General features: G+C 58.3%; 21 protein-coding genes and 2 tRNA genes. 10 read left to right on the top strand and 13 right to left on the bottom strand.

Translation table 11 applies throughout. The features are described from left to right. Window positions 1–64 precede the first annotated feature (64 nt). Window positions 65–769, top strand: a complete 705-nt coding sequence (pyrF, locus tag LG327_RS15850) for an orotidine-5'-phosphate decarboxylase (protein WP_404363370.1) — start codon at window positions 65–67, stop codon at window positions 767–769. A 120-nt stretch (window positions 770–889) separates the two neighbouring features. Here the strand turns inward: pyrF and LG327_RS15845 are convergent. Both LG327_RS15845 and LG327_RS15840 read right to left on the bottom strand, forming a co-directional pair. Beyond that, window positions 890–965: transfer RNA gene (locus tag LG327_RS15845), tRNA-Asn, on the bottom strand. Between the two features lie 103 nt (window positions 966–1,068). Next, window positions 1,069–2,259 carry a pyridoxal phosphate-dependent aminotransferase gene (locus LG327_RS15840; RefSeq protein ID WP_404363368.1) on the bottom strand — a complete coding sequence of 397 codons (1,191 nt, stop codon included), beginning with the start codon at window positions 2,257–2,259 and terminating at the stop codon, window positions 1,069–1,071. A 161-nt stretch (window positions 2,260–2,420) separates the two neighbouring features. Between LG327_RS15840 and uvrB the strand changes: the two genes are divergently transcribed. After that, window positions 2,421–4,442, top strand: a complete 2,022-nt coding sequence (uvrB, locus tag LG327_RS15835; protein ID WP_404363366.1) for an excinuclease ABC subunit UvrB — start codon at window positions 2,421–2,423, stop codon at window positions 4,440–4,442. A 14-nt stretch (window positions 4,443–4,456) separates the two neighbouring features. On the opposite strand, the gene rimI is transcribed toward uvrB, so the two are convergent. Beyond that, window positions 4,457–5,575, bottom strand: coding sequence for a ribosomal protein S18-alanine N-acetyltransferase (gene rimI / locus LG327_RS15830; RefSeq protein WP_404363364.1), 1,119 nt, complete (start codon window positions 5,573–5,575; stop codon window positions 4,457–4,459). 215 nt (window positions 5,576–5,790) lie between these two features. On the opposite strand from rimI, the gene LG327_RS15825 reads away from it, so the two are divergent. Next, window positions 5,791–7,296 (top strand): RimK family protein, encoded by a 1,506-nt coding sequence (locus LG327_RS15825; RefSeq protein ID WP_404363362.1) that lies wholly within the window; start codon window positions 5,791–5,793, stop codon window positions 7,294–7,296. A 12-nt stretch (window positions 7,297–7,308) separates the two neighbouring features. On the opposite strand, the gene LG327_RS15820 is transcribed toward LG327_RS15825, so the two are convergent. Beyond that, window positions 7,309–8,463, bottom strand: coding sequence for a cation diffusion facilitator family transporter (locus LG327_RS15820; protein ID WP_404363360.1), 1,155 nt, complete (start codon window positions 8,461–8,463; stop codon window positions 7,309–7,311). 416 nt (window positions 8,464–8,879) lie between these two features. Between LG327_RS15820 and LG327_RS15815 the strand changes: the two genes are divergently transcribed. Then, entirely contained in the window at window positions 8,880–9,902 is a 1,023-nt protein-coding gene (locus LG327_RS15815) for a quinone-dependent dihydroorotate dehydrogenase (RefSeq protein ID WP_404363359.1), read from the top strand. Window positions 9,903–10,130: 228 nt separating this feature from the next. On the opposite strand, the gene rmf is transcribed toward LG327_RS15815, so the two are convergent. Then, entirely contained in the window at window positions 10,131–10,340 is a 210-nt protein-coding gene (rmf, locus tag LG327_RS15810) for a ribosome modulation factor (RefSeq protein WP_404363357.1), read from the bottom strand. A 322-nt stretch (window positions 10,341–10,662) separates the two neighbouring features. Between rmf and rlmKL the strand changes: the two genes are divergently transcribed. After that, on the top strand, window positions 10,663–12,837 hold the full coding sequence (rlmKL, locus tag LG327_RS15805; protein ID WP_404363355.1) for a bifunctional 23S rRNA (guanine(2069)-N(7))-methyltransferase RlmK/23S rRNA (guanine(2445)-N(2))-methyltransferase RlmL: 2,175 nt from the start codon (window positions 10,663–10,665) through the stop codon (window positions 12,835–12,837). A gap of 22 nt (window positions 12,838–12,859) precedes the next feature. On the opposite strand, the gene LG327_RS15800 is transcribed toward rlmKL, so the two are convergent. Both LG327_RS15800 and LG327_RS15795 read right to left on the bottom strand, forming a co-directional pair. Continuing rightward, entirely contained in the window at window positions 12,860–13,522 is a 663-nt protein-coding gene (locus LG327_RS15800) for an outer membrane beta-barrel protein (RefSeq protein WP_404363353.1), read from the bottom strand. A gap of 103 nt (window positions 13,523–13,625) precedes the next feature. Then, window positions 13,626–14,141 carry a hypothetical protein gene (locus LG327_RS15795; protein ID WP_404363351.1) on the bottom strand — a complete coding sequence of 172 codons (516 nt, stop codon included), beginning with the start codon at window positions 14,139–14,141 and terminating at the stop codon, window positions 13,626–13,628. 157 nt (window positions 14,142–14,298) lie between these two features. Here LG327_RS15795 and LG327_RS15790 point away from each other — a divergent pair, with 157 nt between their 5' ends. After that, window positions 14,299–15,609 carry a M18 family aminopeptidase gene (locus tag LG327_RS15790; RefSeq protein WP_404363349.1) on the top strand — a complete coding sequence of 437 codons (1,311 nt, stop codon included), beginning with the start codon at window positions 14,299–14,301 and terminating at the stop codon, window positions 15,607–15,609. 59 nt (window positions 15,610–15,668) lie between these two features. Here LG327_RS15790 and LG327_RS15785 read toward each other — a convergent pair. After that, window positions 15,669–15,744: transfer RNA gene (locus LG327_RS15785), tRNA-Asn, on the bottom strand. A gap of 128 nt (window positions 15,745–15,872) precedes the next feature. Between LG327_RS15785 and LG327_RS15780 the strand changes: the two genes are divergently transcribed. Further along, window positions 15,873–16,928 carry a YheT family hydrolase gene (locus LG327_RS15780; protein WP_404363348.1) on the top strand — a complete coding sequence of 352 codons (1,056 nt, stop codon included), beginning with the start codon at window positions 15,873–15,875 and terminating at the stop codon, window positions 16,926–16,928. Here the strand turns inward: LG327_RS15780 and LG327_RS15775 are convergent. Continuing rightward, the gene (locus LG327_RS15775; RefSeq protein ID WP_404363346.1) at window positions 16,921–17,574 is read right to left on the bottom strand and encodes an arylesterase; all 654 of its coding nucleotides are present in this window, start codon (window positions 17,572–17,574) and stop codon (window positions 16,921–16,923) included. The two genes, LG327_RS15780 and LG327_RS15775, sit on opposite strands and share 8 nt — an antisense overlap. Window positions 17,575–17,652: 78 nt before the next feature. On the opposite strand from LG327_RS15775, the gene LG327_RS15770 reads away from it, so the two are divergent. Further along, window positions 17,653–18,369 (top strand): ABC transporter ATP-binding protein, encoded by a 717-nt coding sequence (locus LG327_RS15770; RefSeq protein WP_404369479.1) that lies wholly within the window; start codon window positions 17,653–17,655, stop codon window positions 18,367–18,369. Next, entirely contained in the window at window positions 18,366–20,855 is a 2,490-nt protein-coding gene (locus tag LG327_RS15765) for an ABC transporter permease (RefSeq protein WP_404363344.1), read from the top strand. Before LG327_RS15770 ends, LG327_RS15765 begins: the two co-directional genes overlap by 4 nt. Window positions 20,856–20,880: 25 nt before the next feature. On the opposite strand, the gene LG327_RS15760 is transcribed toward LG327_RS15765, so the two are convergent. The 3 genes from LG327_RS15760 to LG327_RS15750 form a co-directional block, all read right to left on the bottom strand. Continuing rightward, window positions 20,881–21,687, bottom strand: coding sequence for a substrate-binding periplasmic protein (locus LG327_RS15760; protein WP_404363342.1), 807 nt, complete (start codon window positions 21,685–21,687; stop codon window positions 20,881–20,883). A gap of 220 nt (window positions 21,688–21,907) precedes the next feature. Beyond that, complete coding sequence (locus tag LG327_RS15755) at window positions 21,908–23,095, bottom strand: iron-containing alcohol dehydrogenase (RefSeq protein ID WP_404363340.1); 1,188 nt, start codon at window positions 23,093–23,095, stop codon at window positions 21,908–21,910. Then, complete coding sequence (locus tag LG327_RS15750) at window positions 23,092–23,640, bottom strand: hypothetical protein (protein ID WP_404363338.1); 549 nt, start codon at window positions 23,638–23,640, stop codon at window positions 23,092–23,094. Before LG327_RS15750 ends, LG327_RS15755 begins: the two co-directional genes overlap by 4 nt. Before the next feature lie 201 nt (window positions 23,641–23,841). Between LG327_RS15750 and LG327_RS15745 the strand changes: the two genes are divergently transcribed. Beyond that, complete coding sequence (locus LG327_RS15745) at window positions 23,842–24,786, top strand: alpha/beta fold hydrolase (RefSeq protein ID WP_404363336.1); 945 nt, start codon at window positions 23,842–23,844, stop codon at window positions 24,784–24,786. Window positions 24,787–24,836: 50 nt separating this feature from the next. On the opposite strand, the gene LG327_RS15740 is transcribed toward LG327_RS15745, so the two are convergent. Then, window positions 24,837–26,096: a M48 family metalloprotease gene (locus LG327_RS15740; RefSeq protein ID WP_404369476.1), complete on the bottom strand. Its 1,260-nt coding sequence runs from the start codon at window positions 26,094–26,096 to the stop codon at window positions 24,837–24,839. Window positions 26,097–26,178 lie beyond the last annotated feature (82 nt).

Here is a 26,178-nt window from a genome sequence, read left to right as displayed (position 1 = left end):
GCCGGAGTATGGCTTTTGAGGTCCACACAGCAGCAATAACTTCCCAATATCCAGGATTGATACCGTGCAGAACCCGAATGACCCCAAGATCATTGTTGCGCTCGATTTTCCCAGCGAAGCGCCGGCGTTGCAGCTTGCCGAAAAGCTCGATCCATCCCTTTGCCGCCTGAAAGTCGGCAAAGAGCTGTTTACCCGTGCAGGCCCTACTCTGGTTGTTGCGCTGCAGGACCGTGGTTTTGACGTTTTCCTCGACCTCAAGTTTCACGATATTCCCAATACGGCAGCAGGTGCGGTCGCTGCGGCGGCAGATCTGGGCGTGTGGATGGTGAACGTGCATGCCTCAGGAGGAGAGGCGATGATGAACGCCTGCCGGGAGCGCCTGGAGGTTTTCGGCAGGGACCGTCCCCTGCTCATTGCGGTAACCGTGCTCACCAGCATGTCCGATAATGATTTTTCGGCGATCGGTCTTCAGGGCCGGGTTGAAGATCAGGTCCGGCGGCTCGCAGGACTGACTGCCCGCTGTGGTCTTGACGGAGTTGTCTGTTCAGCCCAGGAGGCACCGATGCTCAGGGAACAGCACGGTCACGCCTTCAGGCTTGTGACCCCGGGGATCCGGCCAATTACCGCGAGCGCGGGAGACCAGCAGAGAATCATGACTCCCTCTGCCGCTGTAGCCGCGGGAAGCGACTACTTGGTGGTTGGTCGCCCCATCACGGGGGCAAAAGATCCTCTGGCGGCGCTCGAGGCGATCCAGCGGGAAATCGGCTAGGTTTCCGGCAACCTGGGTGCTTCAGGGAAAAGGGCTCAGTTCCGGGCCCTGGTCTGGAAATCTGCAGGAGCATAAAAAAAGCCGCTGAGCTCTGGCGAGCGCAGCGGCTTTTCTGAATAGTGGCTCCCCGAGCTGGGCTCGAACCAGCGACAAACGGATTAACAGTCCGTTGCTCTACCAACTGAGCTATCGGGGAACAGCGTTGATCAGGCGGGACGGACCAGTGGAGGCCTGCCGTCCTGTCGATCTCAACGAGGCGCGTATGTTACGGCGACCACCCAGGCCCGTCAACCCCGAATTCAGCTTTCCTTGAGCGCTTTCTTTAACCGCTTGATGGCTTCCTTCAGAGTATCCAGACTGGTAGCGAAGCTCAGCCGCATGTGCCCGGGGGCGCCAAAGGCGGAGCCTGGAACCAGCGCAACGCCCGCCTCACGCAGTAATACCTCGGCAAATTCAACGTCGTTGTCCACGCCTGGTTTGGCCTCAATGGCTCCCTTGAAGCTGGGAAACGCATAGAAAGTGCCATCGCCGGCGAGGCATTCCACGCCTGGCAACTCATTGAGGGCAGCTACCAGCCAGTCGTGACGCTCTTTGAAGGCCTTGACCATCTCGCTAACGCATTCCTGGGGGCCATCAAGAGCAGCCTGTGCTGCCGCCTGGGAGATGGACGAGGCATTGGATGTGCTCTGGCTCTGGATTTTCTTCATGGCACCGATGACCCTGGCAGGACCAGCGGCATAGCCGATGCGCCAGCCTGTCATTGAGTAGGCCTTGGAAACGCCGTTCAGCACGAAGGTGCGGTCGTAGAGTTCCGGCGTTGCGTTAAGAATGTTGCACGGCGGCTGACCAGTCCAGAGAATCGGCTCGTACATGTCGTCAGTGGCAATCATTACCTGGGGATGGCGCTTGAGCACCTCCCCAAGGGCCTTGAGTTCAGTCATCGAGTAGGCCATGCCGCTGGGGTTGGATGGGCTGTTGATGACGAACAGACGCGTGCGCTCGGTGATGGCGTTTTCCAGCTGTTCGGGCGTAATCTTGAAACGGGTATCGGCAGTGGTTTCAATTACCACCGGCTTGCCCTCTGCCACCAGAACCATATCCGGGTAGGATACCCAGTAGGGAGCCGGAATGATGGCTTCGTCGCCGGCGTTGAGGGTCGCCAGGGCAAGATTGAAGAAGCTCTGTTTGCCTCCCCCGGAAACCAGAATCTGGTTGAGCTCGTAATCAAGGCCATTGTCGCGCCTGAACTTGGCGATGATTGCCTTTTTCAGAGCTGGCGTGCCATCGACCGCTGTGTACTTGGTCTGGCCGTTTTTGATGGCCTGAATCGCCGCTTCCTTGATGTGATCCGGAGTGTCGAAATCCGGTTCCCCGGCCCCAAGGCCAATAATGTCCTTGCCGGCGGCCCTGAGTTCCGCTGCCTTGTTGGTAACCGCCAGAGTGGGGGACGGCTTGATGGCCTGTACTCGGCTGGAAAGTTGAAGTTCCAAACTTGCGCTCCTTGGATATGCGTCAGAGGAGGCGGCTCCGGTTACGGCGAATCAACCGGATCGCGGGGCTGCCTGTAGCTGCACAGATGTTATCATGAAGCCAGCGCAACGATAAGGCTGTGTTGGTTGACCCCCATGGTTCCGGAGGACCTGAAATCGCCATGTTCAAAGTTGATTCACCATTCGCGCCTGCGGGCGACCAGCCCACTGCCATTGCCGGCCTGGTGGATGGGATCGAGTCGGGTCTTGCTCATCAGACCCTGCTCGGCGTTACCGGGTCGGGCAAGACTTTCACCATTGCCAAGGTGATCGAGCAGATACAGCGTCCGACCATTGTCATGGCCCACAACAAGACCCTGGCGGCCCAGCTCTACGGCGAATTCCGGGAGTTTTTCCCGGACAATGCGGTGGAGTACTTCGTGTCCTATTACGATTACTATCAGCCGGAGGCCTATGTGCCTTCGTCGGACACTTTCATCGAGAAAGACGCCTCCATCAACGAACACATTGAGCAGATGCGGCTTTCTGCTACCAAGGCTCTGCTGGAGAGGCCGGATGCCATTATTGTGGCCACAGTGTCTTCCATTTATGGTCTGGGGGATCCCCAGTCCTATCTGAAAATGATGCTGCATCTGGACCGGGGCGACAAAATGGACCAGCGGGCCGTTCTCCGACGGCTTGCAGAGCTCCAGTACACCCGCAACGACATCGAATTTCACCGGGCCAATTACCGGGTCAGGGGAGATGTGATCGATGTGTTCCCGGCCGAGTCGGAAAAGGAAGCCGTCCGCATCGAACTGTTCGATGACGAAGTGGAAAACCTGAGCTATTTTGATCCCCTCACGGGTGAGGTGTTTCGCCGGGTGCCCCGTGTCACCATCTATCCGAAGTCCCATTATGTGACACCCCGGCAGAAGGTTCTCGATGCCATTGAAAGCATCAAGGTGGAACTGGATGAGCGTTTGAAGCAGCTGAGGGACAACAACCGGCTGGTGGAAGCCCAGCGCCTCGAAGAGCGTACCCGCTATGACATTGAGATGATGCTGGAGCTGGGCTACTGCAACGGTATCGAGAACTACTCGCGCTATCTGTCGGGCCGAAACCCCGGGGAAGCCCCGCCCACACTGTTTGATTATCTGCCACCCAATGCCCTGCTGGTGGTGGACGAATCCCATGTGACCGTTTCCCAGATCGGCGCCATGTACAAGGGCGACCGGTCGCGGAAAGAAACTCTTGTGGAGTACGGCTTCCGTCTGCCATCGGCGCTGGATAATCGCCCCATGCGGTTCGATGAGTGGCAAAGGATCGCGCCACAGATGATTTTCGTGTCCGCCACCCCGGGTAACTACGAGGCGGAGCATTCCGGGCAGATAGTCGAGCAGGTAGTTCGTCCTACCGGCCTGCTGGATCCCGAGATCGAAGTGCGTCCGGCATCAAGCCAGGTGGATGATCTGCTGTCCGAAATCGCCAAACGCACGGCGGTTCAGGAGCGGGTGCTGGTCACCACACTCACCAAGCGGATGGCGGAGGACCTGACAGACTTCCTGATGGAACATGATATCCGGGTGCGCTACCTGCATTCCGATATTGATACGGTGGAGCGGGTGGAAATCATCCGTGATCTGCGCCGGGGCGTCTTTGATGTGCTGGTGGGGATCAACCTGCTGCGGGAAGGCCTGGACATGCCTGAGGTGTCGCTGGTGGCAATTCTGGATGCGGACAAAGAGGGCTTTCTGCGTTCCGAGCGGTCGCTCATCCAGACCATCGGCCGCGCAGCCAGGAATCTCAACGGCAAAGCCATTCTCTACGGCGACCGGGTGACAGGCTCCATGCAGAAGGCCATCGACGAAACCGAACGCCGGCGGGCCACCCAGACGGCCTACAATCTCGAGCACGACATAACGCCCATAGGTCTCAACAAGAAAGTGGCGGATGTCATGGAAGGGGCGGTTGCCGGGGCGGCCGCCCGCCGTCGTGGTGAGCGGCCCGGCCAGAAAGCGGCGGAAGAGGCCGAGCAGTACCGGGCTGAAGCTCATGGAAGGACGCCGGCGGAGCTTCTCAAGGACATCACGAAGCTTGAGGATGACATGTACAGGGCTGCTTCCAACCTGAATTTCGAGGAGGCCGCCCGGCTTCGCGACCAGATAGCGACCCTCAAGGAAGCGGCCCTCCGGGTCGGCTGAGCATTGGTGGCCGATCAGCCGTTGCGCTTCGGCCCCACGATGACAGCCGCCTGCAGGGGCTGGTTTTTGCCATAGCGGGCCATCTGCTCAAAAACCTGACGGTCAATGGGCAGATACTGCTTGTCGGCGACGGTTTCCCCTTCCTCGACGTCTATTTCCGGGTCATGCAGGTACACAAACTGCCTGTCCATGGCGCAGACAGTCACCCAGTGGGGGACCCGGCTCCGGTTGAGCTGCCAGGTACTGATCAGGATAACTGGCACCTGGCCCCTGAGCAGAGCCTCCTCCATGTGAGCCGGGGTCAGTGGGTCATGGTGAAGTTCAATTCCGGTCTTTCCGAGATCGTGCATGAAGCCTTCGTGAACCAGTTCAAGCACACGCTTTTTGTCCTCGTTGCGCACTGTGTCCTTGAAAAGCGCGCCTGTCGTGCTGATGTAGGCGGTCGCCTGAAAACCCCGGTTCCAGGCGGCAAGGGCAAGGCCGTGGGGGCCGCAGCCGCCATGGCCCGCCAGCATGAATATGGTGGTTGCTTCACGCCACAGACGCAGTTCCTCCAGGGTGGTCATCGGCTGGTCATGATCCAGTGCGGCCATCGCCATGATCAGGGCAGCAGGGCCGCAGGAGAACTCGGTGGTCTGGGGGTAGTAAGGTATCTCGGGAAACCTGCTGGAGCGCTCATAAAACAGAATCCGCCGCTCGAACCTGAGGGCCGTGCCGTGATCTTCGTAGTAGTCGCGCAGGGTGCCGAACTGGCGATAACCCAACCGGCGATAGAGCGCGATGGCCCGGGCGTTGTCCTCCCGCACCTCCAGCCGCATGACGATGCGTCCGGCTTCCACTGCCTGCTGCTCGGCCTCCCGGATCAGCTTCTCGCCGAGGCCATGGCCGCGTGCCTCCGGTGATACCGCGATGGAGTAGATCCGGGCCAGCCGGGTTGCGGCATGCATAAGAACAAGGCAGTAGCCCATGAGCTGGCCATCCCGTTCCGCTATCACCAGCCTGTCCCGGGGCATCTCTGTAAAGCGGCGAAAACTGCGACGTGATATCCGGTCTTCCGTGAAACACTGTTTTTCCAGCGCAACCAGAGCATCGAGGTCGGTGATGACCGCCAGTCTGAAACTAAAATCCGACATGCTGTGTCTGCCCTGGGGGATTAAATGGAAACGGGTCCTATTATGGTAGAGACCCGGACCTCTGAACAGCAGCCAATCATGCGTAAAATCACGCACTTCAACGTGATTGTGCGATTCTAAGGTCAGGCGTATTGTTGCTTTTCTGACTGACCAGGCATTTGCTCCCCCTGGCCGGGTCTGGCCTGCAGGCACTAACCCACGGAGGACTGCCATAGATGTCACGCTTACTGATCGTTGTGGACCGGGCGAAAGACTGGGCTCCCTATTATCCCAGCGAGGACGTACTCACTTTTGATCAGTACCTGCACTTCACTGCCCCTGTTTCCGCCCGGGTGCGGGTTATCAACCTGTGTCAGAGCGCCAGGTATCTGAGCCAGGGCTATTACTGTTCGCTGCTTGCAGAAGCCAGGGGCCATAACGTCGTGCCCTCGGTGACCACACTCAATGATCTGAGCAGGAAGGGCCTTTTTTCTCTCGAGCTGGAAGAGCTTGAAAGCAGTGTTATTGAATGGCTTGAGGCGTCCGGTGCTGCCGTGAAGCCGGGCGAAGACGACAGGGGCGCAACCCATAAGGTGCGTATCCGGACCTACTTCGGCCAGACTGAGCATCCGGATCTGAAACCGGTCGCCAGGGTGCTCTTTGACCGGTTTCCAAGCCCTATCCTGGAAGTGGTATTCAGGAAGCGTCGGAAAACCTGGCAGATCGAATCCATGAAGCCGGCGTCCCCGGCGGATCTGGATGAAAAAGAACAGGATGCCTTTGCCGCTGCCCTGGACCGTTTCAGCAGTATTGTCTGGCGCAAGGCGCGCTCCCGTCGCCGCTACAGGTTTGATCTGGCCATGCTGGTCAACCCGGACGAGCAGTTGCCCCCCAGCGACAGTGATGCACTTGCCTGTTTTGAAAAGGCAGGCAAGAAGCTTGGTATCAATGTAGAGCGGATCACCAAACGGGATTACATGCGGCTGCCGGAATACGATGGCCTGTTCATCCGGGAAACCACCGCCATCGATCATCACACCTACCGCTTCGCCCGCAAGGCCGAAGCCGAAGGCATGGTGGTGATTGACGATCCGGTGTCCATCCTGCGCTGCACCAACAAGGTGTACCTTGCTGATCTGCTTAAAAACAACAGGATACCCACCCCAAAAACACTGATTCTGTCGAAAGAACAGAAGGACTCAGCCAGTCAGGTGATGGAACAGATCGGATTTCCCGCTGTGGTGAAGATTCCTGATGGTGCCTTTTCCCGGGGGGTGCTCCGGGCGGAGAATGAAACGGAACTGCGGGATGCGCTGAAAACCCTCTTCAGGCAGTCAGCACTGGTGCTCGCCCAGGAATACTTCTATACGGAATATGACTGGCGTATTGGTGTGCTGGGTGGCCGCGCCATCTTCGCCTGCAAATACTACATGGTGAAGGATCACTGGCAGATCTATCAGCATGGTGCCAATCAGCAGGTGGACAGCGGTGGCTTCGAGACACTTCCTACCTACGAGGTGCCGCGGAACGTGATTCAGGCTGCACTGAATTCCACCCGCCTGATAGGCAACGGCCTGTACGGGGTGGACATAAAGCAGGCCGGCAACCGGGTGGCGGTGATTGAAGTCAACGACAACCCCAACATTGACGGTGATGTGGAAGACCGTTTCCTGGGTGGCGAGCTTTATACTCTGGTTATGCAGGAGTTCCTGAGCCGCATGGAGGAGAAAAGGCGCCGCTGACCACCGCCGGTCTCAGTGCTGTAGATACCACACCCGGAAGCTGCCCAGCCAGGGCAGGTCAGCCAGTTTCTGCCTCATGTCCTCCACCAGCGCAGGAGACTCCCGCTCCGGCAGGTAGAGCTCCACATGCACATGGTTGCCCAGGTAATGCAGGCCCAGTCGCCACTCGGCCAGGCCTTCCCCGAGCCTGGCTGTAAGCGTCCGTCGGACTTCCTCCCGTGTGGGGAGGGCCGTGCTGGTGGGGCCGCCATCCTCGTCGCTCTCCGCATCGATGTGAAAGGTAATGCTCGCGATGTCCGGGAAGGACTGGCGGAGACGGCGGACTGCACGCATACCGATCTGGTGTCCTTCCGATACACTGATTCTGGGGTCCACCAGCAGGTGGATATCCACCAGCACATCGCTGCCCATGCGTCGGCTCCGAAGGTCATGAGCATTATGGACGCCCTCGGTTTGCCGGGCCAGCGCAGCCATTGCCTGGGTCTCTTCCGGCGACAGGGCGGTGTCCACAAGCTCCTTGACGCTGGACCAGGTAAACTGCCAGCCGATGTACCCTACGAACGCTGCAATGGCCACAGCGGCCAGCACATCCAGCCACAGGTAACCCATCATGGCTCCGCCGGTGGCGAGCAGGACCACCAGGGAAGACAGGGCATCGGTGCGGCTGTGCCAGGCATTGGCGACAATCAGATTCGAGCGGATCGCAAGGCCTACCCGGCGCGTGTAACGATAGATCCATTCCTTGCCAATGATGGATGCTACGGCGGCAGCGAGTACGGGCCATTCGGGGAGCGGTGCCGGTTCTGGCGTGATCAGTTTTTGCAGGTTGTCCCACGCCAGAACGGCCCCCACGGCAATCAGCAGACTTCCCAGAACCAGGGTGCCCATGGTTTCAAAACGCTGATGGCCATAAGGATGGCCCTGGTCAGGCGCTTCCTTGGCGGCTCGCATGACCCCCAGTACCAGAACATCGGACGCCACATCACTGAAAGAGTGAATGCCATCTGCGACAAGGGCATGGGAATGAAAGAAGGTGCCGGCAACACACTTGATTACTCCAAGTATGGCATCGAGGAGCATGCCAGCCAGAGTGACTTTCGCAGCCGCTCTGCTTTCGCTGAGACGGGTGTGGGCCGCTGTCGGTTTCCCGGGAGTGTCTGCAGTCATTTTCTGGTCAATTCCTGGCTGGATGACAGGCGGATCCGCTTATGATCCCCCTTCGGGAACAGAGCGGATTTATACACATATGAAATACTTGTTAGGCCTGGCTCTGCCTGCCCATTGTTTCGCCCTGTGATGCCCTTGAAACTTTTCAAGTTACTGGTTTTTATCATGAAAAATAACATGGTCAAAAATTGACCAATTCGCAGGCTGGCCTGTTTCCCAAGGGGTTTCAAATTGTGAACGGGCATTTTCAACAGACTTATCCACAGAATCCGTGGAAAAGGTCACAACACCTTCATGCACCAGTCATTTAGCCGTCATCTGTCCAGGGCAGAGGCGTCTGTGGAAAACTTTCGTTATACTCCGTGCCGGTTCAGCGCGTCATGAAATAATGTGTCAATGATAGCAGGGAGTTACTCATGTACGGCCTTCTTCGCAGGCTTCTTTTTCGCTTTCCTCCGGAGCAGGCGCATGATTTTGCTCTGGGTACTCTTGATCTTTGCCAGAAGCTGGGCCTTGTTGCACCTTTCGCCCCGACTGTTCCAGGGCTGCCGGTTGAGGCCATGGGGCTGGTGTTCCCCAATCCTGTAGGGCTGGCGGCAGGCCTCGACAAGAATGCCGAACACGTCGATGCCATGGGTGCTCTTGGATTCGGTTTTGTTGAGGTAGGAACGGTCACGCCGCTGGCACAACCGGGCAACCCAAAACCCAGGATGTTCCGTCTCCCCGAGCATCAGGCCATTATCAATCGCATGGGTTTCAATAACCATGGTCTTGCCCATCTGCTGTCCCGGCTGGAGCGGATGAAATATGACGGTATTCTGGGGATCAACGTCGGGAAAAATGCGGTTACCCCAATGGAAGAGGCCGAACATGACTACCGGCGGGGTATTGCAGCCGTGTATGGCCGGGCCAGCTACATTGCGGTGAATGTATCTTCCCCCAACACGCCGGGCCTGAGGAATTTACAGTTCGGGGACTCGCTGTCCCGCCTGCTGGAGGCGATCAAGGATGAACAGTCAATCCAGGCGAAGCATCAGGGCCGTTATGTCCCCCTTGCCGTGAAGATCGCACCCGATATGGACGACGATGCAATCCGTTTTGTTGCCGCCGCCCTGAGAAATACGGGCATGGACGGAGTAATTGCTACCAATACCACGATCTCCCGGGAGGCGGTGCAGGGCCATCCGCTGGCCAGCGAAGTGGGTGGTTTGAGTGGCGGCCCGGTACGGATACCTTCTCTCAGGGTTATTCAGGGCCTTGCGGCCGAACTTGGTGACGAACTGCCCATCATCGGTGTTGGCGGCATCACCGATGGTGAAAGTGCGGCCGAGAAAATCCACGCTGGCGCTCGGCTGGTTCAACTCTATACCGGGTTCATATATCGGGGGCCTGCTCTCATTGGCGAATCCGTGAGGGCAATCCGGCAAGTCCACAACTGAGCGGGCCGGAAGAAGCCGGAGCGGTGGCAGGGCCAAAAGGAGAAAAAGAAAGGGCCCGCTCGGCGGGCCCCTGGCGGGGAACTGACCCCGTGGCGTATTATGCTATGGTCCGGGTCGGGTGAACCCGTATGTGTGTTGTTTGAGCCAATGGGAATTTTGTATCAAGGCGCCTTACCGCCTTTCTGTTCCTGGTCTGTACAGCATTTATCGAGACATTGAATGAGCCGTTTACGCCGTGACATTCGCCAGTTTGTGAATGCCGGAAACGCCGGTCATGCCTTCCCAGTGATCTGTGCGGCCTTCGCGCCACCCGCTGAGCCATTCCTGCCTGCTCTCAACCTGATCGATCGGGCAGCTGTCTTTGGATTTACCGGAAACTCCGGCGAGGTAGCCGCGCTTGAATGCACGAGCGTTCATGTCTCTTTTCTGTCTTTTCATGCCGTTCCTCACTTCATGGATTGAACAGAACAAGTGTGTGCACACCTTGCCTGGCCGATCTCTGCAAACCTGGCCCATCCGAGGGCTCCATGCGCTTGCGTTGACCAGTCAGAACAGTTCAGGATCCTGTGAGGGAAACCGAAGCTTCCCCGAAAACGACGCGTCATTAACAAGGTAAGACGAAAAGTCGGCCCCTGTACACTATTTATTTCATCTATATGACGCTCTGCTTATGTTTGTGTGAAATAACCCGCTGTCGGTTACCATACCAGGTCAGTAATACCGCCAGCCTGGCAAAATCCACCCTGGTCAGGAGTTAACCGTGTCGACCCCCATTTTTTTTGTAACCTGTCCAAAAGGCGTCGAATACCTGCTGGCTGATGAGATGAAGTCCTTTGGCCTTGAGCTTCTGCGCAATGCCCCCGCCGGCGTCTGGGTCCAGGGTCCGATAGCTGCGGGCTATCGCGCCTGTCTCTGGTCCCGGCTTGCCAACCGGGTCATCCTGCACCTGGCTGAACTGGACGCTACCAGCGGCGACCAGCTTTACGAGGGCGTTAGTGAGATTGACTGGTCAGAACATCTTGACGTTGGCGGTCGTTTCAAGGTGGCCTTCGTGGGGCAGAATGATGCCATCCGCAATACCCAGTATGGCGCCCAGAGGGTGAAGGACGGGGTTGTGGACCGGCTACGTCTGGAAGACGGTACCCGCCCTTCTATCGACACGGATAATCCCGACATCATCGTTTCCGCCCGGCTGCATCGGGGGCTTGTCCAGCTTGGGATAGACCTCAGCGGGGACAGCCTTCACAGGCGCGGATATCGCACAGAGCAGGGCGCCGCTCCTCTGAAGGAAAATCTCGCGGCCGCTCTGCTGCTGCGCGCGCAATGGCCAGAGATTGCTGCTGCGGGCGGGGACTTTGTGGATCCCATGTGCGGTTCCGGAACCCTGGTAATCGAAGCCGCCCTCATGGCGATGGACCAGGCACCGGGCCTGTTCCGCGAAGAATTTGGGTTCTCCCGTTGGCTCGGACACCGCGAGGAACTCTGGATCTCGCTGCTGGACGAGGCCCGTGCCAGGGCAGAAGCGGGCCGGGCCGCTAACCGCAGCAGGTTTGCCGGCTACGATCAGGACACAGCCGTGATCGCTACTGCCTGGAGGAATATCCGGCGCGCAGGTCTTGAGGGTGTGGTCCATGTGGAATGTCGGGATATTGAGGATTTTGCCCGGGAGCCAACCTGGGCGGAGGAAGGGCTGGTTTTAACCAATCCTCCCTATGGCGAGCGGCTGAGCGAGCGCAAATCACTTGGTGGCCTCTATCAGCGTCTTGGCGAGCAGATGAAGGCCCATCTGCCTGGCTGGCGGCTTGGTGTCTTTACCGGCGCTCCGGAAATCGGCCACTCCATCGGCCTTCGCAGTTACCGACAATACCGGCTTTTCAACGGCAAGCTGCCCGCTCAGCTGCTGCTGTTCACTATTGATGCTGCCAGTGAAACCCGGGCCCGGGAAGTCATGGGTCCCGGGGAGGTATTTCCCAGAATTTTCAATCAGGACCGGGCAGACATGCTGCGCAATCGCCTGCGCAAGAACCGCAAAGCCCTGGGCCAATGGGCCCGCAAGCGGGAAATCGAGTGCTACCGGCTCTACGACGCGGACATGCCCGAATTTGCGCTGGCCATTGATATCTATGGCGACCGGGTTCATGTGCAGGAATATGCACCTCCCCGCACCGTGGATGCCCGTTCCGCCCGTGAGCGTCTGGCGGAGGCGCTGGCGGTCATTCCGGAAGCCCTTGATATCACCTCGGATGCCATGGTGCTCAAACAGAGACAGCGCCAGTCGGGAACAAGTCAGTACGAAAAGCAGGCGCTCACCGGTGAATTCTTCACGGTGCAGGAATATGGCTGCAAGCTGAAGGTCAATCTCAGGGATTATCTGGATACCGGATTGTTCCTGGATCACCGGCCGGTGCGTCACTGGATCCAGCAGCACGCAGCGGGCATACGGTTTCTGAACCTGTTCTGTTACACAGGTGTAGCGACCGTCCATGCGGCTGCCGGCGGGGCTTCCTCGTCCCTGAGCCTGGACATGTCAAACACCTATGTGAAGTGGGCGCGGGACAATCTTGCCCTGAACGGCATGGATACCCGTGCTCACAGGGTGGAGCAGGGTGACTGTCTGGAATGGCTGGCCAGCGGGTCGAGTCTCAGTGAAAGATTTGATCTGATCTTCATGGACCCGCCGACCTTCTCCAACTCGGCCCGAATGGAGGGCGTGCTGGATCTTCAGCGGGATCACCGGCAGCTGGTTGAGCAGGCCATGGGCCGGCTGGCGGAGGGAGGTCTGCTCATCTTTTCAAACAATTTCCGCCGTTTCAGGCTGGATGAAGCCCTGGCCGACCAGTTCCAGGTGGAAGATGTCACCGCGCAGACCATAGACCGGGACTTCCAGCGTAACCCCCGTATCCATAACTGCTGGCACATCAGGCACAGGAGCTGATCCGGGAGTTAATCAGACGCTGCTAGAACTCGTAGCGAAAGCCGCCAGAGAACTGGAAAGCGTTGACATCGGTGACCGTGTCCTTGAAGAGGCGGCCGCCTTCCAGAACCAGGTAGGCATTGTCCACCAGTTCAAGGTCGAGACCCAGCAACCAGCTCATGCTGAAGGAGCTTTCCGGAAAGTCACTGGGAATATCCCGGAACTCCCGATTGCGCCTGGCAGAAGGGTTGTCCAGATCTGCTCCTCCCTCCAGGTGGGTGAAACCGAACTGGCCGTATGCATTGATGAAATCGGTGAGTGGGTAATGGATGCCCATGTACCAGCTGGCGAAATAGTCGATGCTGAGGGTCAGGTCCCCTTCCGTAGCATCATTTACGCCGCTCCCCAGCCGAAATTCCGTATGGAACAGTTCAGAAATATGGCCGCCTACTACCAGGGTGGCCAATGTGAGAGTGGGGCTGTTATCTGTGGTTCCGGTAATATTGCCCTGATCGTTGACCGTCGTAGTCTCAAGGCTTCTCATGTCCAGGATGCCGCCCAGAATTGCCACATAGTGCATATCTTCCCGGTACTTCTGGGGGTTTTCTTCCTGCGACTGTTCCCGCGCCTGGCCAAAGGACAGTGACGCGGCAGACAGAAAGGGGATCATTGCGGCAAAAAAGAGCTGCTTGTAAAACCTGGTCATTGTCAATCTGATTCCCGTCTGTCGGCAATGGGGCCCGGCCCTGTAGGGCGGACAAAGTCAGCTGAAGTCTGCCCTGTGTAACTGTTTGTTACGTCGACCTGGGTCACAAATCATCGGTCTGCTCTCCCCGTTCCACCAGGCCGGCCTGTTGCGCAAGCAGGAGCAGGGCGTAAACACCGGTTTCGGGAAGCCGGGGGTCAAGACCCTCGTCGAAGATCAATGTCTGGCGGGCGTCTTCGATATCCGACCTGGCCACACCCGTCAGGAGTTCGGCAACGGGGGCTGTTTCAAAAGGTTGTTCCATGCCCACGGCGTCGAAAATCATCTCCAGCAGCTCGTCGTCCGGATCGAGGCCATCCACATAGACGGTTTCATTGGGCAGATCTTCGTGCAGGGCCCTGGCCAGTTCAACAAGAGGGACTCCCTGCTCCATCAGGTAGCGTACATCCACTTCTACTGAATCTCCCTCTTCAGGAAGCCAGTCCTCATCCGGCTCGATGACCACAACCTTCATGCGGCCATCCTCAAGTGACCAGGCCATGGCCGTGGGAAAGATGCCGTCACCGGATTCGCAGTATTCTATGTCCAGGAATCGGGGAATGGGGGCGGTATAGGTCAAGGCAGGCTCCTTCTGGTCGGGGGTGGTGCAGAATCGGCGGTCGCGAGCATGAAACCGCCTTATGGAAGCGGGTTGCATCATGCCATAATGCAGCCTGATTATCAGTCGAGGCCCTCCGGAAATCACCGTTATGGAGGCTCACCAGGTAAAGGATATTATGCAACACGCTGACTTCAACGATAGCCTTCTCGAATTTCTGTCCCTGTCTCCCACGCCCTGGCATGCCGTCCGTCACATGACCCGCAGACTTGAAGCGGCTGGGTTCACCGCCCTGGACGAACGGGATGACTGGCAGCTTGAAAGTGGTCGGGGCTATTACGTGGTCCGCAATGGTTCCTCGCTGATTGCCTTCCAGACTGGCCGGGCGGATCCGTTGACCTCGGGTGTGAGAATGGTGGGTGCTCACACTGACAGTCCCTGTCTCAAGGTGAAGCCCAATCCTGAGTTGCGCCGCAAGGGATATCTGCAGATTGGCGTCGAGGTATACGGCGGCGTTCTGCTCAATCCCTGGTTTGACAGGGACCTGTCACTGGCGGGTCGTGTGACATACCGGGACAAAGATGGCCGGATCCGTGACACGCTGATCGATTTCCGGGCGCCGGTGGCTTTTATTCCGAGTCTTGCGATTCATCTGGATCGGGAGGCCAACAGCAACCGCACGATCAACGCCCAGACCGACTTGCCGCCAGTTCTGATGCAGACCGGCGAAGACGACGGCACAACCTTTGACCAGGTTATCAGGTCCCGGGTCGGGCAGGAACATCCGGAGAGCCAGGTGGACCGTATTCTCGGTTACGAGTTGAATTTCTACGACAGCCAGCCGCCGGCGGTGGTCGGACTGAGCGGGGACTTCATCGCCTCCGCCCGTCTGGACAACCTGCTGAGCTGTCATATCGGACTGCAGGCATTGGTGGACACCTCGGGAGACCAGCCGGCCCTGCTGGTATGCAATGATCATGAGGAAGTCGGCAGCGTGTCGGCAGAAGGCGCCCAGGGGCCCTTTCTGTCGTCGGTGCTGGATCGCTGGTGCGGCGCTGGCAATCGGGCCCGGGTGATGGCCCGATCCATGATGGTGTCCGCAGACAATGCTCACGGGGTGCATCCCAATTTCATCGACAGGCATGATGAAAACCATGGTCCACTGCTCAATCAGGGCCCGGTGATCAAGGTGAATCACAACCAGCGGTACGCCACTAACAGCCGTTCCGCCTCGCTGTATCGCCATATCAGCGAAAAATCCGGTCTTCCCAGCCAGACATTTGTGGTGAGAAGCGATATGGGCTGTGGCAGTACCATCGGTCCGGTTACCGCGGGCAACCTGGGAGTTACCACCCTCGATATTGGCGTTCCCCAGTGGGGAATGCATTCGATTCGGGAGGTTGTCGGTGTCCACGATGGCCACATACTTTATCAGGGCCTGCGGAACTTCATGCAGTGGGAAGATGTCGTGTGTCTGGCTGCCGAGTGATACGACCTGATGGCGCCCACAAAAAAAAGCCGCTGAATGCAGCGGCTTTCTGAAATAAGTGGCTCCCCGAGCTGGGCTCGAACCAGCGACAAACGGATTAACAGTCCGTTGCTCTACCAACTGAGCTATCGGGGAACAGCATCGTTGAGGCCGGAATATTAAGCACTTTGGTCACGGCGGTCAAGCCCATGAATTGAAAGATTATTGGCAGCATGACTGAGAGGGAGTATCCCGTCACATTTAACCAGAGGACCGCAGATTCCATGACCCCGGTAAAATCCGAAGCCGCTTCCCCGGATTGGCAGGGCGTTCCGGAAAGGTACGTCTGCCAGCCTCATCCGCTGCCTTTGGGGGGCAGGACTGGCGCCCTGGAGTACAGGCCGCCAGTCTGGCTTCGCAGCGGCCATCTCCAGTCCGTATGGCCAACCCTCTTCCGCCAGGTGCGGCTGGAAGATCCGGAAACCGAAGTGATTTCTACCAGTGACCATGACGAGCTGCATCTGGACTGGTACCGCAGAGGCAGCGACCGCCTGGCCATTCTCTGTCACGGACTGGAAGGCAACAGTCGCAGGTCTTACATCCGCGGGATGGCAAGGGCGCTGCTGAGCGACGGCTGGGATGTGCTGGCGTGGAATTTCCGCTCCTGTGGCGGCACGATGAACCGTCAGCCCCGTTTCTACCACAGTGGCGCCACCGGCGACCTTTCCCGGGTCATTGAGCACGCACTAGGCGAGGGCTATGGCACGCTGGTGCTTTCCGGTTTCAGCATGGGCGGGAATCTGGCACTGCTTTATCTCGGAGAGGAGGGTGGGGAGGTCGACCCCCGTATTGCCGGGGCGGTAACCTTTTCGGTCCCCTGCGATCTGGCGGGAAGCGCGGCAATGCTGGCCCTGCCAAGCCGACGGATCTATATGAAACGTTTTCTGGGAGATCTGCAGGCCAAGATGGCGGAAAAGTCCCGCCGCTTTCCCGACCTGATCGATGTCCGGAATTTCAACTCCATTCGCACATTCCGTCAGTTCGACGACCGCTACACAGCGCCGCTTCATGGCTTCCATGATGCGGAAGACTACTGGTCCAGGTGCTCTTCCTTGTCGCGGCTACGGGATATCCGGGTGCCTGCGCTGATGGTGAACGCGCTGGACGATCCCTTTCTGTCGCCATCGTGTTTTCCGGATGATCTGGACATTCTGGGCGACCAGGTCACCCTCCAGGCGACAAAGTGGGGCGGTCACGTTGGGTTCGTGGAAAATTCCACCGATGGCTATTATTGGTCGGAGCGCCGGGCGACAGCGTTTTTCAGCAAGCTGGTCAGTTAGACGCTTTTTCTTTTTCGAGAAGCGTTTCCAGCTCCGGCCAGACGTTCTCCAGCAGCTTTGACTGTGCCTCGGCGGTCGGGTGTATTCCGTCCGACTGCATCATCTTTTCCTGGTTATAGATGCCTTCAAGGAAAAAAGGCACCAGGGCGACCGAGTGTTGCTCGGCCAGCTCCGGATAGATGGCGGCAAACGCCTGGGTGTAGCGTTGCCCGTAGTTGGGCGGTAACTGCATTCCGACCAGGAGTGTTCGGGCACCCGACTGTTGGGACTTTTCAATCATGGCGGACAGGTTGTCCTCAATGACCCCTGGCGGGAAGCCTCTCAGACCGTCATTGCCCCCCAGTTCAATGATCACGATTTCGGGACTGTGTCGCGAAAGCAGGTCCGGAAGTCTGCGAAGCCCCCCATCAGTGGTCTCGCCGCTGATGCTGGCGTTGATCACCGCCCAGTCGTCATGGCTGGTTTTTTCCAGCCTGTCTTTGAGCAATGGCACCCAGGCGCGCTCTGTCTCGACGCCATAGGCAGCACTCAGGCTGTCCCCCATGATCAGGATGGTCGGGGAACTTCCGAATGTCGGAGCACTCAAGAGCACCAGCGAAAGAAAAAGAATTGATCTCAGCGAAGAAAATACCGTATTCATAGTCATCTTTTTATAAGCAACCAGTCAGGAGTGCCAGTGACAGACCAGAAGCACAGCAAGGGCGGATATGAAACCGCAAAGACCATGCTCCGGGTGAAGGATCTCACACACCGGGTGAATCTGGGTGATGATACGTTGACGATCCTGCAAGGGGTCAACCTTGAAATCAAGCGATCGGAGTCCGTTGCCATCGTCGGGCGTTCCGGCTCCGGGAAAACGACCCTCCTTGGACTGCTCGCGGGCCTGGATGTTCCCAGCGAAGGGCTGGTTGAGCTGGACGGTGATCCCATAAGCAGGCTCAGTGAAGACCAGCGTGCCCAATTGCGGGCTCAGCGTGTGGGGTTTGTGTTTCAGTCATTCCAGCTATTGCCCACCATGAGCGCTCTGGAAAACGTGATGCTGCCGCTGGAACTCGGTGGTCACGATGCACCGGAAAAAAAGGCCCGTGAGCTGCTGGAGCGGGTGGGTCTGGGAGAGCGCCTGACCCATACTCCCAGACAGCTGTCAGGCGGTGAGCAGCAGCGGGTGGCCATTGCCCGGGCTTTTGCTGCTGATCCGATTATTCTGTTTGCCGACGAACCGACGGGAAATCTGGATAATCACACGGGGGAGGCGATTTCGGATCTGCTGATGGCACTTAACCGTGAGCAGGGCACCACTCTGGTGATGGTGACCCATGATGAACAGCTGGCATCCCGATGTGCGAGGCAATTCAACATTGAAGCGGGAAATCTGACCGAACCGGGTCATCACAGTGCCGCCCAGCAGATACGGGGTGCGAGGGAGGAATCAGTACAATGAGCGGTGCCACCCGGAAACTGTCATCAGTGGGCCGCGACTGGCGCGAGCGCGACGTGCGTGTGGTGCTTTCGGCACTGATCGTTGCCGTGGCCACGGTAGCCACCATTGCCCTTTTTGCCAGCCAGTTGCAGCGAACGCTGGTTTCCTCTGCCAGCACCTTTCTCGCGGCAGACCGACAGCTTGAGGCTGAGCACGGTGAACCTATTCCGGCGGAGTGGCGGGAGGAGGCCCGTGAGCGCGGTATTGAGACTGCCCGGATGGTCAAGTTTTCTACCATGGTATTTGGTGGCGACAGTTATCAGTTGGTGGCGGTCAAGGCGGTTGACGGGGATTACCCCCTGAAAGGTGAAATCGAGTTCCAGAAAGGCCCCGACGCGCCAAGAGCCATGGTGGAGCAGGGGCCGGAGCAGGGCAACGTGTGGCTTAACCCGCGGCTGCTCAAGCTTCTTGATATCAGTGTCGGAGATTCTATTGAAGTGGGGGAGAAGGAGCTCACCGTTACCGGGCTTCTGATCCGCGAGCCGGATGGGGGTTTCAGCATGGCTGCGCTGGCACCCCGTATCATGATGCACGCCGACGATGTGGCAGCCACCGGAGTGATTCGGGAGGGCAGCCGGGTTGAGTATGTCGGTCTTTTTGCCGGCGAGGAGTCTGCCCTCGACAACTATTACAGCTGGCTGCAGCCCAGACTGGGGCCCAGCCATGAGTGGGAAAGCATCCGCGATGGCGAGGCCCTGTCCGAGTCGCTGGAGCGTGCAGAACGTTTTCTGCTGCTGGGTGGCAGCCTTGCGGTTCTGCTGGCCGCTGTCGCTGTGGCTGTGGCCAGCCGGGAGTACGCCCTGGGTCAGCGGGACACGGTTGCTCTGCTCAAGACCCTGGGCGTAAGCAGTCGCAACATCGGCAGGCTGTATCTGCGGCGTCTGACGCTCTGGGGCGTGGCCGGAATGGCCGGAGGACTGTTGGTGTCCCTGCCACTGTTCTGGCTGCTCGCCAGTCTGGTGGCGGAAGCCCTGGGTCGGGCAGTGGAACCCCGGATTGATGTCCTGGCTCTGGCGCCGGCACTGGCCACGGCGGTGGTTTCGCTTTTTGCCTTTGCCTGGCCACCAATCCGGCGGCTGCGTGACGTTCCTGCCATGCGGGTTCTGCGCAGCCAGCCGGGTGAGTCGGGGCAGAAAGCCTGGCTGGACATAGCGATTGCGGTGATCGCAGTGTTTGGGCTGGTGTGGCTCTATGCCCGCGAAATCTCACTGGTTCTCGCTCTGCTAGGGGGTCTGGCAGCGCTTCTGGCCGTTCTCGTCCTGCTGGGATGGGTGCTGGTGGCCGGTCTCAAAAAGATGTCCGGCGGCGGCAACGCCTGGCGGCTTGCGCTGATCGGGCTGTACCGCCATCGCCAGGCCAGCCTTTCCCAGATCGCCGTATTTGCCATGACCCTGATGCTGGCGACTACGCTGATACTGGTGCGGTCTTCGCTTCTGGAAGACTGGCAGGCGCAGTTGCCTGAGGACACACCCAATCACTTTCTGATCAACATCGCCCCGGACGCAGTGGATGATGTGGAGCAGTTTCTCAGGGAGCGGGATCTGCCGCCGGATACTCTTTATCCCATGGTTCGTGGCCGTCTGACGGAGATTAACGGCAAACCGGTTCGTCAGGTGGTCAGCAAGGACAGTAACGTCAACGCCCTGAACCGCGAACTCAATCTGACATGGATGGAGGATCTGCCAGAGGATAATCGTATAGTGGCGGGCGAATGGTTTAATGAGGCCCAGACGGAGGGCGTTTCTGTCGAGGCGGAACTTGCAGAAAAACTGGGTGTTGAAGTAGGCGACACACTGGGTTTCACCATCGGCTCCGATACCGTTTCCGAACCGATTACCAGCATTCGGACGGTCCAGTGGGACAGCATGAAGCCCAATTTTTACATGGCGTTTCCGCCTGGTGGCGCATTGGAAGGCATGCCGGCCACCTGGATTACCAGTTTTTACCTGGAAGGTGATGAGAAGTCGGATCTGAATGAGTTTGCGAGGCGGTTTCCCACCATCTCAGTGCTGGAACTGGACCACGTAATCGAGCGTATCCAGGGAATAGTGAAGCAGGTTTCCCAGGCCATCGAGGCCATCCTTGCGCTGATTCTTGCGGCAGCCCTGGTGGTCATGGCGGCGGTGGTCAGCGCCACCCTGCGGGACCGTCAGCGGGAAGGGGCGTTGCTCAGGACCCTGGGGGGCAGGCAGTCTCTGCTGGTGCGTAGCACCATGCTGGAATTCGCGCTGCTGGGGCTTTTCGCCGGCGTACTCGGCGTGGTAGCTGCGGAAGTGGCCGTCTGGGCTCTTCAGTATCGCATGTTCCAGGGGGCTTTCCGCTGGCACTGGGATGTGGTTGCGACAGTTCCGCTGATCAGTGCCCTGATCCTGTCGCTGCTCGGTCGGTGGCAACTCAAACCGGTGCTGAGTGTATCCCCGATGCTTTTACTTCGCCGGCTGGAGTAGGTGCCCGGCCTGCCGCAGGCGGAGTTCAGCGGTATCGGCTGTGGATCCTGTCGAGTTCGCCGCTGCTCTTCATCCGGTTCAGCTCCCGGTTAAAGGCATCGGCGAAACCGGACCAGTTCTCTCTGAGCATCAGCCTGTAACCATAATCCGAGATGGCGCTTTCAGATGCCCTGATTCTGTCAGTCCAGCCGTTTTCCTGGGCAATCCATCTGCCCACGGACTCATCGGCGACCGCCACATCGAACTGAGATCCATCCAGCAGAAACCGGAGCAGGTCCTGGTCTTTGGTCACGTCAAAGCGGGTGGCTTTTCCGGTTTCAAAGAGCGGCTCCAGGGCAGGGTAGTGATAGCCCAGATGAGTAACGACGGTCACGCCTTCAAGGTTCCCGGGGTCCTCGAACTCGACATCTGATTCAGTGGTGGTAAAGAGAACTTCCCGGATACGCGTGATTGGCTGTGTAAACAGAAATTTTTCGGGCTCGGCTGTCCATTCGATGGCCCGGGGGGTGCCGTCGATGTATCCGTCCAGGAGCATCTGGTCCACGCGCTTTCGTGGAATCCTGTGGGGTACCACCTGATACCCGAGGCGCTCTCCGATTTCGGACACAGTGTCCCAGACAATTCCTGAATAGTTGCCGGAGTCCGAGGGGACAATGTAGGGCGGATAGCCATTTGGAGAGACATTAAGGCGAAAAATTTTCGAAGTCTCCGCAAGGTCGGCAAGTTCCGGGCCCTGGGGGGTGCCCCCTTCTTCTGCTCTGGCCAGACTGGTCAGGACGACAAGAATCAGAGGGGCAATCATCGGAACTGAGTTTTGAGGGGCAGAGCTCATATTCAGGATCCGGAAAAACCAATGGACAGTTTGCGATGCGGCAGGACTGTGATCCCGGCTTCGCGATGTCGGTACATCCCGCAGAGCTTTATGGCGGAGCGCCGCGCTTTCCGGTGGAAAGGTTAATTCGTGATTGTTGTCTTTTTGTTGATAATTTTCAACGGGAAGATTGTGGCAGGACTGCCGTCCGGCCCGGAGATCGGACGGCAGTGCTGTCGGATCAGGCCCAGGCGCGTTTCAGCACGGCTCTGGCATCTTCCAGACTCACTTCTTTTGGGTTGAACATGATGGAGCCATCATCCAGCGCGGCCTTTGCAATCCTGTCCAGCTGGCTTTCTTCGACCTTGCCCGTTTCTTTCAGCGTGCGGGGCAGTTCGCAGTGCTTGTACAGGGCGTCGCGCAGACGACGGATGGAAGCTATGGATGCCTCTGCCCGCCGGCTTGCTGGTGTGTTGGCGTAAGCCTCAGGACCGTCCAGGTAGAGAAGGAGTTCTCCCAGGGGCTCACGGATGGACTCCAGGTTGTACTCCAGCACGTAGGGCAGGAACAGGTTCATGCACAGGCCATGGGGCAGATGGCAGATGGAGCCGGTGGCGTGTCCAAGTGCATGGACGAGGCCTACCATGGAATTGGAAAAGGCGATCCCGGCCATGGTGGAGGCCTGAGCCAGTTCAAGGCGTGAGTCGGCGTCCTTCGGGTTTTTCATGACGGCCAGAAGGTGGGTGCTGATTTTTCTGATTGCTGCCGTGGCATAAGCATCGCTGAGAGGGTTTTTCGCGATACACGTGAAGGCCTCAGTAGCATGGGTCATGGCGTCCATAGCCGTGGCTGCCGTTACGTGAGGAGGCAGGGTCAGGGTCATGCGCGGGTCAATGATGGCCGCATTGGGCAGCAGGTATGAGGACGAGAAGGGCAGCTTGACGGATTTCTCATGGTCGGCAATTACGGCCACTGCCGTTACTTCTGAACCTGTGCCGGAAGTGGTAGGCACCACCAGGAAAGGTTTCAGGGGCCGCTTGAGGATTCCGTTGCCGACATATTTGCTGATATCGTCGCCACCCTCTGATGCCAGGATGTTCACCGCTTTGGCGGTATCGATGGCGGAGCCGCCACCAATGGCAATAATAGAATCGCATTTTTCACTGCGATAGATGCTTACTATGTCGCGGACCACATCCACGGAAGAGTCCGGGGGGACGTCGTCGTAGATGTAAGCAATTTCAAGTCCGCTTTCCTCGCAGGCGGAAACGACCGGATCCAGCAGCCCCGCGGCCCGCACGCCCTTGTCGGTGATAATCATCGGACGTCTGGAGCCCAGACCCGTCACTTCGTAGGGAATGTGTTCCAGCGCAGCCTTGCCAGCGATGACTTTTACAGGACAGAAAAACTCATAATACTGGTTGCTCATAATGCTCTCACCGTGTCGAAAAATTGAGTGGCCACTTTCAGGTAGATTCGGGCAGCGCTGATCACCTTGGTCGGCAGCTTCAGGTCTTCCGGATATTCCTTGATCGCCCGTGAAGCGATCAATCTGGGTAGAATGAAGGCTTCCAGCCTGTTCAGAATCCGGGTCATCCTGACTGCATGGCTTACGTCGCCGTTTACCAGCATGCGGTCATTGGCGAAGGCTGTGGATGTTTTCTCCTGGAAGGACAGAACGAGAAAGGCGTGGGCAATGTGTTTGAACTGGATGGAAACACTTACCGGACGCGGGGGTTCGCCACTGTGATACCTGAAAGCGCCGCCCCCAATGTGCTCGACAACAAGACGCGGGCCGTCCGGCATTACCATCATCTCGAAAATGAAACCATCGGGCAGACCGCGGGCTTCTGACTGCACCTCCGCGTCCACTTCGCTAATGGCCTGAAGGGCCTGGCCCATGACATGGAACATCACCTCGACGTACAGGCGGCGTGCCTGGAAGGCCATTGGTTTTATGAGTCTGGCTAGCATGGAATTCATCCGTTGTTGTTGGGATATCCTGATTTTTAGAGTTATTGCTCTAAAAGTCAATGCGAACCTTGACGGTGTCGCTACGTCAGTTGGGCAAATCTGGCCCGGAAGGCCCCGGCAGAGATGGTTTGCAAATGCAATTGATTGGATGGAGCCGTTGTCAGAGGATAACGCCTGTGATTTCTTTTACGGAGACAGTCCTTGGAGCAGCATCAACAGAGAACGGGCCAGGATGCCTGGCCGCTCACCCTGGAAGAGAGGCTGCAGCCCTGGTCCCATGTCACTTCAGCCGGTTTCACCCTGCGAGGCCTCAGAAGCCAGCCCACCGGGCGCCCTTTAATCCATTTCATCCATGGCAATGGCTATGCGGGTCTGGTTTATGAACATCTGCTGAGCCCGTTGCTGGATCACGCAGATCTTTTCATCAGCGATATCCAGGGGCACGGCGACAGTGACCACGGCGGTCGTTTTCGGGGCTGGAATGCGACCGCTGGCTTCTGCCACGAGGCGCTGGAGGGCTTTCTGCCCCAATACGTAGATGCGAAGGGCCAGCAGGCGCCTTTGTACGGCCTCGGCCATAGCTTCGGCGGCGTGATGACAGTGCTGATTATGGCGAGCTTTCCGGGCCTTTTCCGGCAGTCGGTGCTGCTGGACCCGGTGGTTTTTACCCGGTCAATGATTGCGTTGATGACACTATCGGACAGGGTCGGCCTGTGGCAGAGGAACACCATGGCAAGCCGCGCCCGCAGGCGGCAGACGTACTGGCAGGACGAGAAAGAAGCCTTTGGCTATTTCCATCAGCGGGGCATCTTCCGGGGTTGGGACGATCGATGCCTGACCAGCTATGTCCGTTACGGGTTGAAGCCGGTGGAAAGCGGAGCCCTGACCCTGAGGTGCCTGCCAGAACGTGAATCCGAGCTGTTCGGTTCTTTCCCCAGAGGTCTGTGGAGGGCTCTTCGAAAGGTGCAGACTCCCACCCACGTTATCCATGGTGAACGCACCTACCCATTCGTGGCGCAGTCCGTTTCCCGCTGGCAATCCGGTAACGGTGCCGTAACCTCGGAAACGGCCCCGGGCGGACACTGTTTCATGCTGGAAAAGCCGGAGACTACCGCCTCCCGGATACTGGCCAGCCTGCCTCTCTGACCGGTTCCGGCTCCTGCAACAGGGGCCGGAACAGCTACCCTGCGCAGTAATTATTTCGTCAGAGCTGCCAGTTTGCGCTGGGCTTCTTTGGCAATTTCCCCCTCGGATTTGGCCGCCTGGCTGTAATACTGGATGGCGTCATCCCGGCGGTTCTGTTGTACCGCAATGTCCCCCAGCCGCAGGAAGGCCAGCGACGTAGGCACGACCTGGTTGGCGGCAGTCAGGTCCTGTCGCGCTTTTTCAAGATTGTTCAGTTCCAGTTCGTGAAGCCCCCGCTGAATCCGGTAACTGAACATTTCCGGATACAGTGATACGGCCTTGTCGTAATCCGCCTGTGCTTTTTGTGTCGCGTTTTTCTGCTCATGGAGCTGGCCGCGGAATGCGTAAAATCGCGCCTCATCCGGCTCGATGCGGATGGCCTCGTTGATTTTGCCCAGCGCCTGGTCATATTTTTTGGCCTTGGCAAGCTTCATCGCCTTGTCCTCGGACTCGTAAGCGGGAAGATGCTTTTCGAGATAGCCCAGTCTCTTCTGATAGGTATCACGCCCGATTCTGCCACCGGCGCCTATCTCCTGAACCAGCCTCCGGTTGGCATCAACGCGGGCCTGGGATGGGGGATGTGTGGCGAACAGGCCCTGGATAAACCCGCTCTGCTGGCCCTCGGACATCCGCACAAAGATCTCCTGGAGCTCGACAGCAGCCTGGGGATCATAGCCGGCTGCTTTCATGTACTGCATTCCGTAACGGTCCGCTTCCAGCTCATGGTCCTGGCTGTACTGGGCCAGGGCTATCTGGCTGCCCAGGGCCGCGCCGCCCATAATCATTGAGGCATATTCATTGTCCGAAAGCGCCATGCCGAGCCCTGCCATGCCGGCGCTCAGCAGCATGCCCTGCTGCATCCGCTGCACGCTGTGACGCGCAGCGGCGTGAACAATTTCATGGCCCAGCACGGCGGCCAGTTGCGCCTCGTTATCCAGTTCCGTCAGCAGGCCGCGGTTTATGGCAATCTTGCCCGCGGGAAGTGCCCAGGCATTGGGAGTGCCGCTGTTGATAACGGCAAACTCGTAGGGCAGGTCTGGCCGGTCACTGACTGCCGCCAGCTTCTGACCTACGTCGCTGACGTAGCGCGTAAGCTCCGGGTCCAGATAATAGCGGCCGCCCTGGGTCTGCAGAGTTGGCGTATATTGCTGGGTCCCTATGGATTTTTCCTGACTCTCCGGTATCAGGGAGAGCTGTTTTTCGCCAGTCACCGGGTTGACCGTGCACCCGGACATCAGGAGCAGCAGTGCGATAAATGTCAGGCCATGCATACCAGATCTGATAATCACAATAAGCTTCCCTGTAAGTGATGGTGAATGATAGTGAGTATGACCATGTTATAACACACAAAGC

The organism is Marinobacter sp. (genome assembly GCF_044799475.1).
In the GTDB taxonomy this organism is placed as follows: domain Bacteria; phylum Pseudomonadota; class Gammaproteobacteria; order Pseudomonadales; family Oleiphilaceae; genus Marinobacter.
This window is presented reverse-complemented; position numbering and strand designations above follow the sequence as displayed.